Annotated in this window: 14 protein-coding genes; 4 read left to right on the top strand and 10 right to left on the bottom strand. The window is 72.2% G+C overall.

What is annotated here, in order from left to right:
- Positions 1 to 6 precede the first annotated feature (6 nt).
- The 3 genes from H283_RS0121085 to H283_RS0121075 all read right to left on the bottom strand — a co-directional run bounded on the left by H283_RS0121085 (position 7) and on the right by H283_RS0121075 (position 1,711).
- Positions 7 to 765, bottom strand: a complete 759-nt coding sequence (locus H283_RS0121085; protein ID WP_020145518.1) for a DUF3710 domain-containing protein — start codon at positions 763 to 765, stop codon at positions 7 to 9.
- A gap of 95 nt (positions 766 to 860) precedes the next feature.
- On the bottom strand, positions 861 to 1,358 hold the full coding sequence (gene dut / locus H283_RS26045; RefSeq protein ID WP_020145517.1) for a dUTP diphosphatase: 498 nt from the start codon (positions 1,356 to 1,358) through the stop codon (positions 861 to 863).
- 53 nt (positions 1,359 to 1,411) lie between these two features.
- On the bottom strand, positions 1,412 to 1,711 hold the full coding sequence (locus tag H283_RS0121075; protein ID WP_020145516.1) for a DUF4193 domain-containing protein: 300 nt from the start codon (positions 1,709 to 1,711) through the stop codon (positions 1,412 to 1,414).
- A gap of 347 nt (positions 1,712 to 2,058) precedes the next feature.
- Between H283_RS0121075 and H283_RS0121070 the strand changes: the two genes are divergently transcribed.
- Complete coding sequence (locus H283_RS0121070) at positions 2,059 to 2,244, top strand: hypothetical protein (protein WP_020145515.1); 186 nt, start codon at positions 2,059 to 2,061, stop codon at positions 2,242 to 2,244.
- 127 nt (positions 2,245 to 2,371) lie between these two features.
- Here H283_RS0121070 and H283_RS0121065 read toward each other — a convergent pair whose 3' ends face one another.
- Genes H283_RS0121065 through H283_RS0121055 form a run of 3 tightly spaced genes read right to left on the bottom strand, consistent with a single transcriptional unit; the run spans position 2,372 to position 5,091 of the window.
- On the bottom strand, positions 2,372 to 3,259 hold the full coding sequence (locus H283_RS0121065) for an inositol monophosphatase family protein (protein WP_020145514.1): 888 nt from the start codon (positions 3,257 to 3,259) through the stop codon (positions 2,372 to 2,374).
- Between the two features lie 10 nt (positions 3,260 to 3,269).
- Complete coding sequence (locus H283_RS0121060; protein WP_020145513.1) at positions 3,270 to 4,397, bottom strand: ferrochelatase; 1,128 nt, start codon at positions 4,395 to 4,397, stop codon at positions 3,270 to 3,272.
- Positions 4,398 to 4,455: 58 nt separating this feature from the next.
- Complete coding sequence (locus tag H283_RS0121055; protein WP_020145512.1) at positions 4,456 to 5,091, bottom strand: trimeric intracellular cation channel family protein; 636 nt, start codon at positions 5,089 to 5,091, stop codon at positions 4,456 to 4,458.
- Positions 5,092 to 5,267: 176 nt separating this feature from the next.
- Between H283_RS0121055 and sepH the strand changes: the two genes are divergently transcribed.
- Positions 5,268 to 6,851 carry a septation protein SepH gene (gene sepH, locus H283_RS26965; RefSeq protein WP_020145511.1) on the top strand — a complete coding sequence of 528 codons (1,584 nt, stop codon included), beginning with the start codon at positions 5,268 to 5,270 and terminating at the stop codon, positions 6,849 to 6,851.
- A 367-nt stretch (positions 6,852 to 7,218) separates the two neighbouring features.
- On the opposite strand, the gene H283_RS0121045 is transcribed toward sepH, so the two are convergent.
- The 4 genes from H283_RS0121045 to H283_RS0121030 are packed head-to-tail and all read right to left on the bottom strand — an operon-like array spanning position 7,219 to position 12,452.
- Positions 7,219 to 7,911: a thymidine kinase gene (locus H283_RS0121045; RefSeq protein WP_020145510.1), complete on the bottom strand. Its 693-nt coding sequence runs from the start codon at positions 7,909 to 7,911 to the stop codon at positions 7,219 to 7,221.
- An 11-nt stretch (positions 7,912 to 7,922) separates the two neighbouring features.
- Positions 7,923 to 9,083 carry an alkaline phosphatase family protein gene (locus H283_RS0121040; protein WP_020145509.1) on the bottom strand — a complete coding sequence of 387 codons (1,161 nt, stop codon included), beginning with the start codon at positions 9,081 to 9,083 and terminating at the stop codon, positions 7,923 to 7,925.
- A 10-nt stretch (positions 9,084 to 9,093) separates the two neighbouring features.
- Positions 9,094 to 9,693 (bottom strand): DUF5998 family protein, encoded by a 600-nt coding sequence (locus tag H283_RS0121035; protein WP_020145508.1) that lies wholly within the window; start codon positions 9,691 to 9,693, stop codon positions 9,094 to 9,096.
- A gap of 59 nt (positions 9,694 to 9,752) precedes the next feature.
- Entirely contained in the window at positions 9,753 to 12,452 is a 2,700-nt protein-coding gene (locus H283_RS0121030) for a bifunctional GNAT family N-acetyltransferase/acetate--CoA ligase family protein (RefSeq protein ID WP_020145507.1), read from the bottom strand.
- A gap of 55 nt (positions 12,453 to 12,507) precedes the next feature.
- Between H283_RS0121030 and H283_RS0121025 the strand changes: the two genes are divergently transcribed.
- Positions 12,508 to 13,128 (top strand): nitroreductase family protein, encoded by a 621-nt coding sequence (locus H283_RS0121025; RefSeq protein ID WP_020145506.1) that lies wholly within the window; start codon positions 12,508 to 12,510, stop codon positions 13,126 to 13,128.
- Positions 13,129 to 13,184: 56 nt separating this feature from the next.
- On the top strand, positions 13,185 to 14,215 hold a 1,031-nt coding region (locus H283_RS0121020; protein ID WP_020145505.1), incomplete at its 3' end, for a DNA gyrase subunit A.

Here is a 14,215-nt window from a genome sequence, read left to right as displayed (position 1 = left end):
CGGCCATCAACGGACCTCGGTGATCTCGGGTCCGCGCTCGAACGGGTGGAGGTCGGGGCCGCCCTCGGCAGCGCCCTCCTCGGCCTGGACGGCGCCGTCCGCGTCGGGCAGGCGCAGCGGGAGCAGCTCGCGGGGAGGCATGGCCTCCTCGCCGCGGTCGATGACCGTCGTCCGGATGACGTCGTGCACGGCCTCGGCGGCAGCCGGCTCGATCGCGGCGCGGCCGGAGACCACGGCGCGGAGGAACCAGCGGGGCCCGTCGACGCCGACGAAGCGGGCCGGCATGAAGACGGTGCGGCCGTCGGGTCCGGCCTGCGGCATCCGGGTCAGGAGCTCCTCGCCGAACTCGCCGGTGACCACCTCGGCGGTGCCGCCGGCATCGACGATGCTCGCGGCGATCTCGTTGCGGATGTCGATCCAGACGCCCTCGGTGCGCGGGGCCGCGAAGGCCTGCAGCTGCACCGCCGACTCACCGATGACGGCGGTCACGCCCGTGATCTGCTGCTCCTGCTCGTTGACCTCGAGGCGCAGCTCCATGCCCTGCTGACCACGCAGCCAGATGGCGCCGAGGTTGAGGTAGTCGGCGTCGTCCTCGACCTCGCTGCGGTCGAGCGGTCGGGACGTTGCCGAAGCGGCGGTGTCACCGTCCGCGTCGCCGTCGAGCGCGCCGTCCTCGGCGAGCTCGTCCTGCTCGAGGTCGTCGGCACGGTCCACGGCATCGGTGTCCGGGCGGTCCTTCGACTTGCCCCGGCTGAAGAGTCCCACGTCATTCCGTCCTTAGAGTCCTGCTGCGCGGTGGGCACGATGCCCGCCCGCGGTCGTCGGCGCTGACGCAGCGCCCGGCGAACCGTATCCGATGATCACGCCCCGGTGGGCGTCTCCCCCGGTGTCGGCGAGGCGGCGCCGCCGGTGGCGAACCCACCGGTGGATCCGTGTCCAGTGTCCCCCCGACTGGTCTCGTCGAGCGAATCCACCTCGACGAAGTGCACGCGCTCCACGCGCTGGACGACCAGCTGGGCGATGCGGTCACCGCGCCGGACCGTGAACGGCTCGCGCGGGTCGAGGTTGACGAGGTTGACGAGGATCTCGCCCCGGTACCCCTCGTCGACCGTCCCGGGCGCGTTGACGATGGAGATGCCGTGGCGTGCCGCGAGGCCGGAGCGGGGGTGCACGAAGCCCGCGTGACCGGCCGGCAGGGCCAGGGCCACACCGGTCGGGACGAGGACGCGCTCGCCCGGCTGGATCGTCACATCGACGCGGGAGCAGAGGTCGGCACCGGCGTCACCGGGGTGCGCGTAGCCGGGCAGGGCCAGGTCGGGGTCGAGCCTCCGGACCGGGACAGCACAAGGGTCGGTCACGAGGACCGACCCTACTTGCTCCTGGCCGTGCGGCTGCCCGGTGTGGAATGCGCTCAGGCGGCGCACTCCGTGCAGATCATCATGCCGTTACTCTCCTTGGCGAGCTGGCTGCGGTGGTGGACGAGGAAACAACGCCCACAGGTGAACTCGTCGGCCTGCTTGGGCAGGACGCGCACCGACAGCTCCTCACCGGAGAGGTCGGCGCCCGGGAGCTCGAAGCCCTCGGCCTGCTCGGTCTCGTCGACGTCCACGCTGGACGACGTCTTGTCGACCCGACGGGACTTCAGCTCCTCGATGGAGTCTTCGCTCAGATCGTCGTCAGTCTTGCGTGGCGCGTCGTAATCGGTTGCCATCTCGTTGTCTCACTTCTACTCGTCTGCGCCTTGCGGTCTGTGACGCGGAGAACGCTCGTGGGCCCGTGCTTGTTCCCGAGAACCCGCGCGGTCAACGACGTTGTTAACAGCGACGAAACATGTCCGCGTGCGCGTATGGTGCCCGATCCCCACGGCGTTGTCACGTCGGCCGAGCCAAGGCCTGAGACGCGGGCCCGCCCACACCACTCACGCCTACCCTTTTCGGACGAACAGTTCACCTGGGCTTTGCCATTCACCGACCATCGCGGGTGCACATTGGTGGTCCTACGGCGCGGTAGGGTCTCCGGACTCGACCGATCGACAACCCAGGCCCGGAGGTGGCACCCATGACCGAGTTCGTCGACCAGATCAGGCAACGTGTCAACGACGCGCTGGGCGACCTCGCCGAAGCGCGACAGGCGGGTGACGACTACCGCGTGCAGGTGCACACCGGCGAGCTGGAGTCGTTCGCCCGGCTCGCCACGGAGAACGGCATCCGCGTCCCCGAGCTCGAGCCGTTCCAGGCGGCCTGAGCGGCGTCCCAGCGACACACCACGACACGAGCGGGCGTATGCCGTCCGCTCCCCCAGGACGACAGACGCCCCACCCGGCACGGCCGGGTGGGGCGTCGTCGTGTGTCCTCGCGCACGCGCGCGACGGTCAGCCTGCTGCGCCCTCCGGGGCGACGAAGAGGGTGCGGACCTGCTCGACGAGGGCGGGCCCCGCGGCGACGGTGAGGGCGGTGCCGGGCGCCGAGCCGGGCTCCGCTCCCGCGCCGACGACCACGCCACCGGCCTCCTCGACGACGAGCCAGCCCGCCGCGAGGTCCCAGGCGTTGAGCCCGGTCTCGGCGTAGGCGTCCACGGACCCCTCGGCCACCCGCACGAGGTCGAGGGCGGCGCTGCCGATGCGCCGGATGTCGCGGACGAGGGGCAGGACCCGCAGCAGCACCTCGGCCTGCCGGGCGCGCACCTCGGGGGCGTAGCCGAAGCCGGTCGCGAGCAGGGTGCGGGCGAGACGGTCCTCGCCCGAGACGGACAGACGCGCCGGCGCCACGGAGTCCGTCGGGTCCTCGGGGCTCGTCCAGGCGCCGGTGCCCCGACCGGCGTGGTGCACGAGACGCCGGCACGGGTCGGCGACCGCGCCCGCGACCGGGGTCCACCCGCCCTGGGAGTGGGCGTCCCCGACGACGACGGCCACGGACACGGCATACGCAGGGATCTCGTAGAGGTAGTTGACGGTGCCGTCGATCGGGTCGACGACCCACGTCAGGCCCGACGTCCCGGTGACGTCGACACCCTCTTCGCCGAGGATGCCGTCGTCGGGGCGAGCGGCCCGGATGAGCCGGTGCAGCAGCTCCTCGGAGCGACGGTCCATGACGGTCACGACGTCGGTCTCGGTCGACTTCGTCGCGGCGACCCCCATCCGGGGCGGGCGCTCGTCGCGGATGAAGCGCGAGGCCTCGACGGCGACCTCGACGCAGAGCCGCTCGAGCTCCTCGACGGTGACACCGTCGGGCAGCGCGGGAACGGGACGTGTGGTGGTCATCGCGTCGCCCTCAGTCACTGCCGCACAGTGCCGGACGGGCCTGGCGCAGGTTGGGGCAGCAGCCGGGCGCGCACACCGACGGCATCCGTCCCTCGAACTGCGGGACGTCCTCTCCGCGGGCCTCCGCCGCGCGTTCGAGCAGGGCGTCGACGAGATCGCGCACGAAGACCGCGTCGGTGCCGACCGTCGGGACGCGCACGTGGGTGAGGCCCAGCTCATCGGCCGTCGCCTGCGCCTCCGTGTCGAGGTCGTAGACGACCTCCATGTGGTCGCTGACGAAGCCGATCGGGGCCGTGACCACCGTGCGAACGCCCGCGGCCGCGAGCTCCCGCATCCGGTCGTTGACGTCGGGCTCGAGCCACGGCTGGGTCGGCGGACCCGAGCGCGAGCAGAAGACGAGCTCGCCCGTCAGGTCGCGGCCGAGGACGCGGTTGACCTCCTCGGTCAGCTGCGATGCGAGCGCCAGGTGCTGGCGCTGGTAGAGGTTGCCCTCGCCGTCGCCCGGTCCGGACGTGTCGTCCATCGCGTCGGGGATCGAGTGCGTGACGAAGAGCAGCGCGATCTCCGCGTCCGGCGCACCGTCGAGCGCGCGCAGCGACCGGACGAGCTCGCCCGCGTTGGCGGCCGCGAACCCGGGACGGCGGGCGTACTGCGACACCTTGTCGATCTGCAGCTCGATGCCGTCCTCGGCCACCGTGGCCGCGGCGTCCGCGAGGTTCTCGCGGTACTGGCGACAGGAGGAGTAGCACGAGTAGGCGCTCGTCGTCAGGGCGACGACACGGCGGTGTCCGGCCGCGTGGCTCGCGCGCAGGGCGTCGTCGATGAAGGGCTCGCTGTTGCGGTTGCCCCAGACGATGGGCGTGCTGATGTCGCGCGCGTCGAGCTCGGCGCGCAGGGCCGCGATGAGCGCGCGGTTCTGGTCGTTGATCGGACTGCGGCCACCGAAGTGGTGGTAGTGCTCACCGACGGCCTCGAGACGCTCGTCCGGGATGCCCCGTCCGGCCGTGACTCGCCGCAGGAAGGGCATCACCTCGTCGGGAGCCTCGGGACCGCCGAAGCCGAGGAGGATCACGGCGTCGTAGGGTTCGAGCGGCGAGGTCTGGGGCTCGTCGGGCGTCGGTGCTGCGTCAGGTGTCATGTCTCCGCCATCGGTGGGTGAAAGGGCTCGTTGGACGGTCGGCGGTGGTGCGCCGTCGTCAGGTCGGGTTGGAGCGCAACGGGGTCGGGGCATTGAGGTCGAGGCGGACGGCAAGGATCCGGAGGGCGAAGACCAGACCCGCGGCGGTCCAGAGCACCCAGTCCTGGAGGGAGCCGAGCTGGGCGGCCACGACGACGAGGATCGACCCGAGCATGGCCGGGACGGCATACAGCTCGCGGCGCAGCACCTCGGGGACCTGGCCCGCCAGCAGGTCGCGCACGACCCCGCCCCCGACCGCCGTGATGACGCCGACGAGGACGGCCGCGATCGGCGAGACCCCGAGCGTCGTCACGGCCTTGAGACTGCCTGCGACCGCGAAGGCCCCGAGGCCGGCGGCGTCGAGGACCCGGACGAACCGGGTGATGCGCTCGACACCCGGGTGGAAGAGGAACGTGACGAGACCGCCGAGCGCCGCGGCGGTCAGCAGCCGCCAGTCGCTGATGCCGACGGGCGGGATGTCGCCGATGAGCAGGTCGCGCACGATGCCGCCGCCGAGGGCCGCGGCACAGGCCAGCACGAGCACTCCGAAGAGGTCGAAGCGCTTCTTGACGGCCACGAGGCCACCGGACAGCGCGAAGACGAACACGCCGACGAGGTCGAGGGCGAGCTGCGCGGACGCGAAAGAGGTAGGCATGCCAGAGCAAACGGTACCCGTGCGGCGTGGTCGCTTTGGTGGGCACCCGGGCCGGTGGCATGCTCGACAGCACGGCGCACGGCCGGCCCCCGGGACGCGACATCACGTCGCGCGACGCGGGCCACCGGACACCATCACGGCAGGACCACGCAGACTCGGTACCGGGAGACCCACCCATGCAGCACCTCAGGCTCGTCGGCGTCCACGAGGACGGATTGCACCTGCTGCTGGCCGACGACGAGGGCCACCGCTTCTCCGTCCCCCTCGACGACTCGCTCCGTGCCGCGGTGCGGCGGGACCGACCGCGGCTCGGCCAGCTCCAGATCGAGATCTCGGGCGGACTGCGGCCCAAGGACGTCCAGGCGATGATCCGGGCCGGTCACACCGCCGAGGAGGTCGCCGAGCGCGCCGGCTGGCCCGTCGAGAAGGTGCACCGCTACGAGGGTCCGATCCTCGCCGAGCGCGAGCACGTGGCCGGTCTCGCCCGTCAGGTCCGGCTGCGCCCGCGCGGTGGCTCCCACGGCGCGGCACCCACCCTCGACGCGCGCGTCACCGAGCGGCTGCGCACCCGCGAGATCGACTCCGTCACGGCGCGCTGGGACTCCCGTCGCACCGACAAGGGCGCCTGGACCGTCCTGCTGCTCTTCACCGCCGGTGGGCGCGAGCGGGAGGCCGCCTGGCAGTTCGACCCGCTCGCCCGCACCGTCTCGGCCGTCGACGACGAGGCCCGTTGGCTCAGCGAGGACGAGGACCAGCAGGCTCCCGGTCCGATCCCGGCGCCACACCTCAGCGCCTCGAACCGTCCGAGCCGCGTCTACGACGTCGAGGCAGAGGGCGGGGTCGGCGCCTCGACGATGCGCCGCCGCGAGGGCGAGACCGTCGACCTCATGGCGGCCATGCGCGAGCGCAGCGCCCAGCGCGGTCGTCGCCGCCGCCCCAAGTCCACCGAGGTCCCCGGACTCGACGAGGCGCCCGAGGAGGCCCTGCCGCTCGAGGAGCTCGCCGGCGACCCTCGCGACGAGCTGCCTCCCCCGGCGCACACGCACCCGGAGGACGACCCCGAGGTCGTCAAGACCGGTTCCGTCGCGCAGCGCGTCGGGGTCGACGCCGCCCGCCGCAAGGCACGCCGCACCGAGCCGACCCAGCCGGTGCGGCAGGCACCGGAGCAGCAGCCGACTGCCACGGCACCGACCGAGCGTGCCGACGATGCAGAGCCGGCAGCCGAGGCTGAGCGAGGCGACGAGCTCGCAGCTCCCACCTCGGCCGGATCAGTGCACGACGCCGCTCGCAAGGACGTCGCCGAGGAGGTTGCCGAGGATGTTGTCGACGAGGCCGCCGAGGATGCTCTCGACCACGACCACGACGACGACCACGACGACGACCACGACGACGACCACGACCAGGACGACATCGACATCGACCTCGACGGCGAGGCTGAGGGTGCCGACGACGGGGCCCCGACGGACGAGCCGGCGGACGGCCCGCTTGCGGTCGAGCAGCCGCTGCGTCCGGCCACCCGCCGACGCGACGAGGCCCGACGACTGTCCCGCGTGCCCGCTGCGCAGTCCGACCCCTCCCCCGAGGCCGAGGACCGGGACGTGTCCGCCGAGCCCGACGACGACGGCTACGACGTCGTCGAGCAGAGAGCGGCGGCCCCGGCCGCTAAGCCCGTGCCCCGCCCTGCGCCGCCGGCCCGCAAGTCGGGACGACCCAGCGTGCCGAGCTGGGACGACATCATGTTCGGCCGCAAGAACGACTGACGGTCCGCCGACCCCGACGAGCCCGACGGTTCGGGGGCCACGGCGCCCATACCGCGGCCTCGTCACACCCTGGCCCGACGGTTCGGGGGCCACGGCGCCCATACCGCGGCATCGTCACACCCTGCCCGCAGGTTCGGGGGCCGCGGCGCCCCTAACGCGGCCTCGTCACACCCTGGCCCGCAGGTTCGGGGGCCACGGCGCCCCTAACGCGGCTTCGTCACACCCTGGCCCGACGGTTCCGGGGCCACGGCGCCCCTACCGCGGCATCGTCACAGCCTGGCGCGACGGTTCGGGGGCCGCGGCGCGGGGGTGAGCGGTCGAAGGGAGCCCGCGGGACGGCATACGCCGTCGGTCGACGGCGGGGACGCTAGTCGGCCTGGGTGATCGGCAGCGGCGGCAGTGGGCACACATCGAGGTCGAAGGGCAGCACCTCGGGCGAGATCGCGGCGGCCCGCGCGGCGTGCGAGGTCATCCGGCGCATGTAGTGCCGACGGCAGAGCACCTCGTACTCGACGAGCCCGGTCGTGCCGGGCTTCGTGTCGCCGACGACGACCTGCTCGCCCTCGACGACCATGACGCCGTCCATGACGCGGGCGTTGGTCGTGGCGCGACGGCCACACCAGCACAGCGCCTCCACCTGGAGCACCTGCACCTTGTCGGCGAGCTCGATGAGCCGCTTGCTGCCCGGGAAGAGCTCGGTGCGGAAGTCCGCGGTGATGCCGAAGGCGAAGACGTCGACGTCCATCTCGTCGACGATCCGCGCCAGCTGCTCCACCTGGTCGCTGGTGTAGAACTGGGCCTCGTCGCAGATGAGGTAGTCGATGCGGGTGCCCGCCGTGGCCCGGTCGACGATCGCCTCCCAGAAGTCGAGGTCGTCGCGGACCTCGAGCGCCCCGGTCGAGAGACCGAGCCGCGAGCTGAGGACGTTGGTGCCGGCGCGGTCCATCTTGGTGAAGATCAGACCGACGCGACCCCGTGCGCCGTGGTTGTGGTCCATCTGGAGGGCGAGGGTCGACTTGCCGCAGTCCATGGTCCCGGAGAAGAAGACGAGCTCAGCCACGAGGCACCACCCTAGGCGCCGCGGCGGGGTGGCACCACGACCACCGGCACGGCGAGTTCCGCGTCGCTCGTCGAACCGTGCAGCCCGAGCAGCGCGACCACCTCGCGGCGCATCAGCCCCGAGTGCACGACCGCGAAGGACCCCTCCGTCACGACGAGCAGGTCGCCGATGCGGCCCTCGACCCCTGCTCGCACCGGGCCGAACCACCCCTCGTCGACGGCGCGCTCCCGGGTGAGGATCCGGGCGCGGTCGCCGAGCCGGGCCACCCACGCCTGCTCGACGTCGGCGGCGGCGCCGGGCTCGGCATAGAGCTGGAGGTTGCGCGGCTCGCCGCCGAGGTGCCGCACGCCGGCCATGAGACCGGGCTCGTGCACGAGGTCGATGCGGTCGTGGAAGGGCACGTCGACCATGCCGTGGTCGGCCGTGACGACGATCGAGGTGTCGTCCGGCACGCGCGCGGCGAGCTGTCGCAGCGCGGCGTCGACCGACTCCACCTCGTCGCCCCACTGCCACGACTGGCAGCCGTGGACGTGGCCGATCTTGTCGACGTCGCCCCAGTAGAGGTAGACGAGGGCTCGCGGGGTGGCCCGCACCGCCGACGCAGCGGCGGACACGCGGTCGTCGAGGGTGCGTCCGACCCGGAAGCGGCCGCCCCGCAGCGCCGCGGTGGTCAGCCCCGAACCGTCGAAGTAGTGCGGACCCACCATGGTCACCGAGACGCCGGCGTTCTCGGCGGCCTCGAAGACGGTCTCGTTCGGCTGCCAGGCGCGCGGGTCGGGACCGTCCTCCCAGGACAGCTCGTTGAGCAGCCGGTCGGTGGCCGGATCGAGCACCTGCATGCCGACCAGCCCGTGCGACCCCGGGGGCAGGCCGGTGCCGAAGGTCCCCATCGAGGTCGCGGTCGTCGTCGGGAAGCCGCACGGCACCCGGTGCGCGGTGCCGAGGTGGCTGCGCAGGAAGGGTGCGTGGCCGCTGCGCTGGCGCAGCAGGTCGTGACCGAGCCCGTCGACGAGCACGACGACGGTGCGCGGGACGGTGGGCAGGTCGAAGACGTCGCGGCCGGCATACACGGGCACGCCGAGTCGGTCGGCGACCGACGGGAGCACGGAGGCCAGGGTGCCCGCCGACCAGTCGGTCGGCGTCGGCGCGTGGGCGGTCAGGTCGTCGGGCACGGTGTGCTGGTCAGCGAGCCGTGCCGCCGCCGATGCTCGCGGAGAGCACCCGGGCGAAGCTCATGGCCCGGCCCACGGCGTCCTCGCCGTCGGCGGCCGAGCTGACGCGCAGCGAGATGTCGTCGGAGGCGATGGTGCCCTCGAAGCCGTGGTCGGACGTGCAGTCCGGGTCGCCACAGGCAGCGGGGATCATGTCGAGCCGGCTCACCGCGCCCCACCCGAGCGTCAGCGTGAGGTCACGACCGTGCGTGCCGGGCGCGAAGGTGTCGGGCTGCGCCACGACGTGGGTCAGCATGACGCCCCGGACGGCGGCGAGCGGCACCGTCTCGGTCGTGGCCGTCGCCATGAGCTTGTCCTCGGACTCGGCATGGTCGTCGGCATGGGCGATGACGAGCCGCTGCGGGGTGACGACGAGCACGGTCACGTGTCGGCGCACCGTCTCGTGGTCGAAGGTCGTCTCCTGGTGCACGAGGTGCGAGACGACCTCGTCGTCGGCGATCGCCGACTCGACGACGTCGCAGACGAGCGAGGGGTAGTAGCCGGCACGGGTGATCGCCTCGGTGAGGTCTTCGGGAAGGACTCGGCCGGTGCCCGGGGTGACGCGTCGCATACCCCCATCCTTGCACCAGCGCGGGCGTGACCTCTCCGAGCGGTCCACACCGTGCTGCGTCAGGTCATCCGGCGGCGGCCCGGGTCCTTGCGCACGAGGGCCGGTCGCACGACGACCTCGGCGCCGAGCACGTCGACCCCGCCGGTCCAGGCGTTGACGGGGTTGAGCTCGACCGAGGACAGCTCGGGGTGGTCGTCGGCGAGGACCGAGAGCCGCGCGATGAGGTCGGCGAGCGCCGCCCGGTGCACGGGCGCCGCGCCGCGGTGGCCGCTGAGGAGCGGCGCCGCCTTGACGCTGTCGATGAGGTCGGTGACGTCGACGTCGGTGAGCGGCGGGATGCGGTGCGCGACGTCACCGAGCAGCTCGGTGGGCGGCCCGGCGACGGAGAAGCTGACCACCGGACCGAAGAGCGGGTCCTCGGTGGCGCGGATGACGCAGGACACGCCGGGGACGGCCATCCGCTGGACGACGAACCGATCGGCCCCGAGCGGACCCAGACGCTGGGTCAGCGACGTGTGCGCGTCACGGACGGCCTCGGCGTCGACGAGGTCGCCACGCACCCCGACGAGGCCGGGCTGGTGGCGCACGACGGGCGAGGTCGACTTGAGGATGACGGGGTAGGTCAGCTCGTCGGCCGCGGCCACCGCCGCGTCGACGCCCGCGACCTCCACCGCGGGCCAGACGCGTATGCCGTAGGCGCCGAGCAGGTCTCGCGCCTCCTCGCGTGTCAGCGCGCGTCCGTCGGGACTGTCTGCCAGGTAGCCGTCGAGCAGCGACTCCGCACGGAGCCGGTCGATGCCCACCGGGGCGACCTGGGTGCCGCGGTCGCGCTGGCGCCAGAGCGCGTAGCGCGTGACGGCGTTGAGCGCCCGGATGCCGTCCTCGGGCATCGAGTACGCCGGCACGGACCGCCGGGTGCCGTTCTGCTCGTAGGAGAGTCCGTCACCGACACCGCGCATGCCGAGGAACGTCGCGACACAAGGCTTCTCGTGGTCAGCGACGATGGTGCGGACGGCCATGTGCACCTCCTCGTCCTGCGTCACGAGGGGCGGGATGAAGGCGGCGACGACGCTGTCGACCTCGGGGTCCGCGAAGGCCGCATCGAGCGCGGCGGCGAACTCCTCGGCCGAGGCCTGCGGGGGCAGCGAGACGGGGCCGTGCGTCACGCGCAGCCCCCAGCTGACGCACGCGCTCGCACTCAGCGCGCCCAAGGCGTCGGAGTTGCCGACGATGGCGACACGGTCGCCCTTCGGGAGCGGCTGGTGGAGCGTCAGCTGGGCGACGTCGAAGAGCTGGTGGACGTTCTCGACCCGGATGACGCCGGCCTGGCGCAGCAGCGCGTCGAACGCCTGTGGGGGCACGTTGGTGACGCGGGTCCGGTGGCCGGGTGGGGCGGCGAAGCTCGACACCCCTGAGCTCACGACGACGACGGGCTTGACCGCCGCGAGCGCCCGGGCGATGCGCGAGAACTTGCGCGGGTTGCCCATCGACTCGAGGTAGAGGCCGACGGTGTCGGTCTCCTGGTCGTCGATCCAGTACTGCATGAGGTCGTTGCCCGAGACGTCGACGCGGTTGCCGGCCGACGCGAACACCGAGATGCCGAGGCCGCGGCGGGCCGCGGAGGCGAGCACCGCGACGCCGAGCGCGCCGCTCTGGGCGAAGAGTCCGAGGCGACCGGACTCGGGGATCACCGAGGCGAGCGTGGCGTTGAGGCGGACCGACGGGTCGTTGTTGATGAGGCCGAAGCTGTTGGGCCCGACGATGCGCATGCCGGCACGGCGCACTCGACGACGGAGCTTCTCCTGCAGGCGGACTCCCTCCTCCCCCGCCTCGGCAAAACCGGCCGACATGACGAGGAGCGCCTTGACGCCCGCCTTGCCGCAGTCCTTGACGACCTCGATGGCCTGCGCCGCCGGGACGACGACGATGGCGAGGTCGACGGGTTCGGGCACGTCGTGGATGCTCGGGTAGGCCGTGAGGCCCTGGATCCGGTCGGCCACCCGGTGGATGGGGTAGAGCTGCCCCCGGTAGCCGGCGGCGAGGATGTTGCGCACGACGAGAGCGCCGATCGACTCCTCGCGCCGGCTCGCGCCGATGATCGCGACGCGCTCCGGGAAGAGGATCGTGTGCATGCTGCGGGACTCGGCGCGGTGCTCGCGCGAGAGCTGGACGGCCTTGCTCTGCTCGGTCGGCGAGATGTCGAAGGAGACCTCGACGACGCCGTCCTCGATGTGGTGCGTGACCTCGTAGCCCGCCTCCTTGAAGACGGTGAGCATCTTGCGGTTCTGCGGCAGGACCTCGGCGACGAACCGGTTGATGCCCATCTCCTGCGCGATGGCGGCGAGGTGCTCGAGCATGACCGAGCCGATGCCCTTGCCCTGGTAGTGGTCCGAGATGTTGAAGGCGACCTCGGCCGACGTCGGGTCGATGCGGTCGTAGCGGCCGATCCCGATGATCTCGCCGTCGAGGGTCGCGACGAGGGCGACCCGGTCATGGTGGTCGACGTGCGTGAAGCGGTGGAGGTCCCGGGCGCTCAGCTCGCGCAACGGGGCGAAGAAGCGCAGGTAGATCGACTCCTCCGACTGGAGGCTGTGGAAGTGGCGGATGCCGTCTGCGTCGTCGGGCGTGATCGGCCGGACGTGCGCCACGGTGCCGTCCCGGAGCACGACGTCCGCCTCCCACTCGACGGGGGCACCCGTGGCCTGCGCCGAGACCCGCTCGATCGCACCGGTGTCGTCGCTGAGCTCGCCACCCTCCATGCCCTCATCGTGTCACGTCGGGCTGCACGGCCCCGGGAGATGGGAGTGTGGTCGCATGGAGTTCACCGACGTCGTCCGCTCCCGGCGCATGGTCCGCCGTTACGACCCCGACCGGGAGGTCCCGCGCGAGGTCGTGGAGCGCTGCCTCGCCAACGCGGTGCGCTCCCCGAGCGCCGGGTTCAGCCAGGGCTGGGACTTCGTCGTGCTCACCGCACCGCCCGAGCGCGACGCCTTCTGGGCGGCCACGACGGAGCCCGCCGGTGCGAGCGACCCCTGGCTCGACGGCATACGCGCGGCTCCGGTGCTCGTGCTGTGTCTGTCGCACAAGGACGCCTACCTCGACCGCTACGCGGCGCCCGACAAGGGGTGGACCGACCGGGACGAGGCGCGCTGGCCCGTGCCCTACTGGGACGTCGACACGGGCATGGCCTCGCTCCTCATCCTGCTCACCGCCACCGACGAGGGCCTCGGCAGCCTCTTCTTCGGGGTGCCGCCGGAGCGCCACGACGCCGTCCACGAGGCGTTCGGCATCCCCTCGACGCGCAGCATCGTGGGCGTCGTGTCCATCGGGTATGCCCTCCCGGGACCCAGGAGCCCGAGCCTCCGACGGCACCGGCGCACCGGCCGCGAAGTGGCCCACTGGGGCCGTTTCGGCGTGGCAGGTGAGAAGCCGTGACCACCCTGCGCGAAGATGGGGTGTTCACCCGCTAGCGGCAAGGAGCACCACCCGGCATGGCCCGTGGAAAGACCCCCCCGCCTCCACCGGAGGACTTCGAGGAGAAGATCGTCGGCATCGACGTCGAGGAGGAGATGCAGAACGCCTTCCTCGAGTACTCCTACAGCGTCATCTACAGCCGGGCCCTGCCCGACGCCCGGGACGGGCTCAAGCCCGTCCAGCGACGCATCCTCTACGGGGCCAACGAGCTCGGGCTGCGGCCCGACCGCGGCCACGTCAAGAGCCAGCGCGTCGTCGGCGAGGTGATGGGCAAGTACCACCCGCACGGCGACCAGGCGATCTACGACGCCCTCGTGCGCATGGCCCAGCCCTTCACGCTGCGCCTGCCCCTCGTCGACGGGCACGGCAACTTCGGCTCCCTCGACGACGGACCGGCCGCCGCGCGGTACACCGAGGCGCGCATGGCCAACGCCGCGCTCCTCATGGTCGCGGGCCTCGACGAGGACACCGTCGACTTCGTCCCCAACTACGACGACACCCAGCTCCAGCCCGGGGTCATGCCCGCGGCCTACCCCAACCTCCTCGTCAACGGCGCCGCCGGCATCGCGGTCGGCATGGCCACGAACATGCCCCCGCACAACCTCGTCGAGGTCATCGGAGCCGCGCGGCACCTCATCGCCAACCCGACGTGCTCGCTCGAGGACCTCATGAAGTTCGTCCCGGGGCCCGACCTGCCCTGTGGCGGCAAGATCGTCGGCCTCGAGGGCATCCGCGACGCCTACCTCACCGGGCGCGGCAGCTTCCGCACCCGGGCCACGGCACGCATCGAGTCGATCACGCCGCGCCGCAAGGGCATCGTCGTCACCGAGCTGCCCTACCTCGTCGGACCCGAGAAGGTCATCGACAAGGTCAAGGACCTCGTCCAGGGCAAGAAGCTGCAGGGCATCGCCGACCTCAAGGACCTCTCCGACCGGCAGCACGGCCTGCGCCTCGTCATCGAGATCAAGAACGGCTTCAACCCCGACGCCGTCCTCGAGCAGCTCTACAAGCTGACGCCGATGGAGGAGAACTTCGGCATCAACAACGT

Source organism: Terracoccus sp. 273MFTsu3.1 (assembly GCF_000383675.1).
Classification (GTDB): domain Bacteria; phylum Actinomycetota; class Actinomycetes; order Actinomycetales; family Dermatophilaceae; genus Terrabacter.
The sequence above is the reverse complement of the archived record's forward strand: the minus strand, read 5'-3'. Positions and strand labels throughout refer to the sequence as shown.

Bases quoted from the DNA above. Each gene is read 5' to 3' on its own strand.
- H283_RS0121025 (WP_020145506.1), top strand. From the start codon at position 12,508: ATGGAGTTCACCGACGTCGTCCGCTCCCGGCGCATGGTCCGCCGTTAC.
- H283_RS0121075 (WP_020145516.1), bottom strand. From the start codon at position 1,711: ATGGCAACCGATTACGACGCGCCACGCAAGACTGACGACGATCTGAGC.
- sepH (WP_020145511.1), top strand. From the start codon at position 5,268: ATGCAGCACCTCAGGCTCGTCGGCGTCCACGAGGACGGATTGCACCTG.
- H283_RS0121055 (WP_020145512.1), bottom strand. From the start codon at position 5,091: ATGCCTACCTCTTTCGCGTCCGCGCAGCTCGCCCTCGACCTCGTCGGC.
- H283_RS0121060 (WP_020145513.1), bottom strand. From the start codon at position 4,397: ATGACACCTGACGCAGCACCGACGCCCGACGAGCCCCAGACCTCGCCG.
- H283_RS0121035 (WP_020145508.1), bottom strand. From the start codon at position 9,693: ATGCGACGCGTCACCCCGGGCACCGGCCGAGTCCTTCCCGAAGACCTC.
- H283_RS0121030 (WP_020145507.1), bottom strand. From the start codon at position 12,452: ATGGAGGGTGGCGAGCTCAGCGACGACACCGGTGCGATCGAGCGGGTC.
- H283_RS0121065 (WP_020145514.1), bottom strand. From the start codon at position 3,259: ATGACCACCACACGTCCCGTTCCCGCGCTGCCCGACGGTGTCACCGTC.
- H283_RS0121070 (WP_020145515.1), top strand. From the start codon at position 2,059: ATGACCGAGTTCGTCGACCAGATCAGGCAACGTGTCAACGACGCGCTG.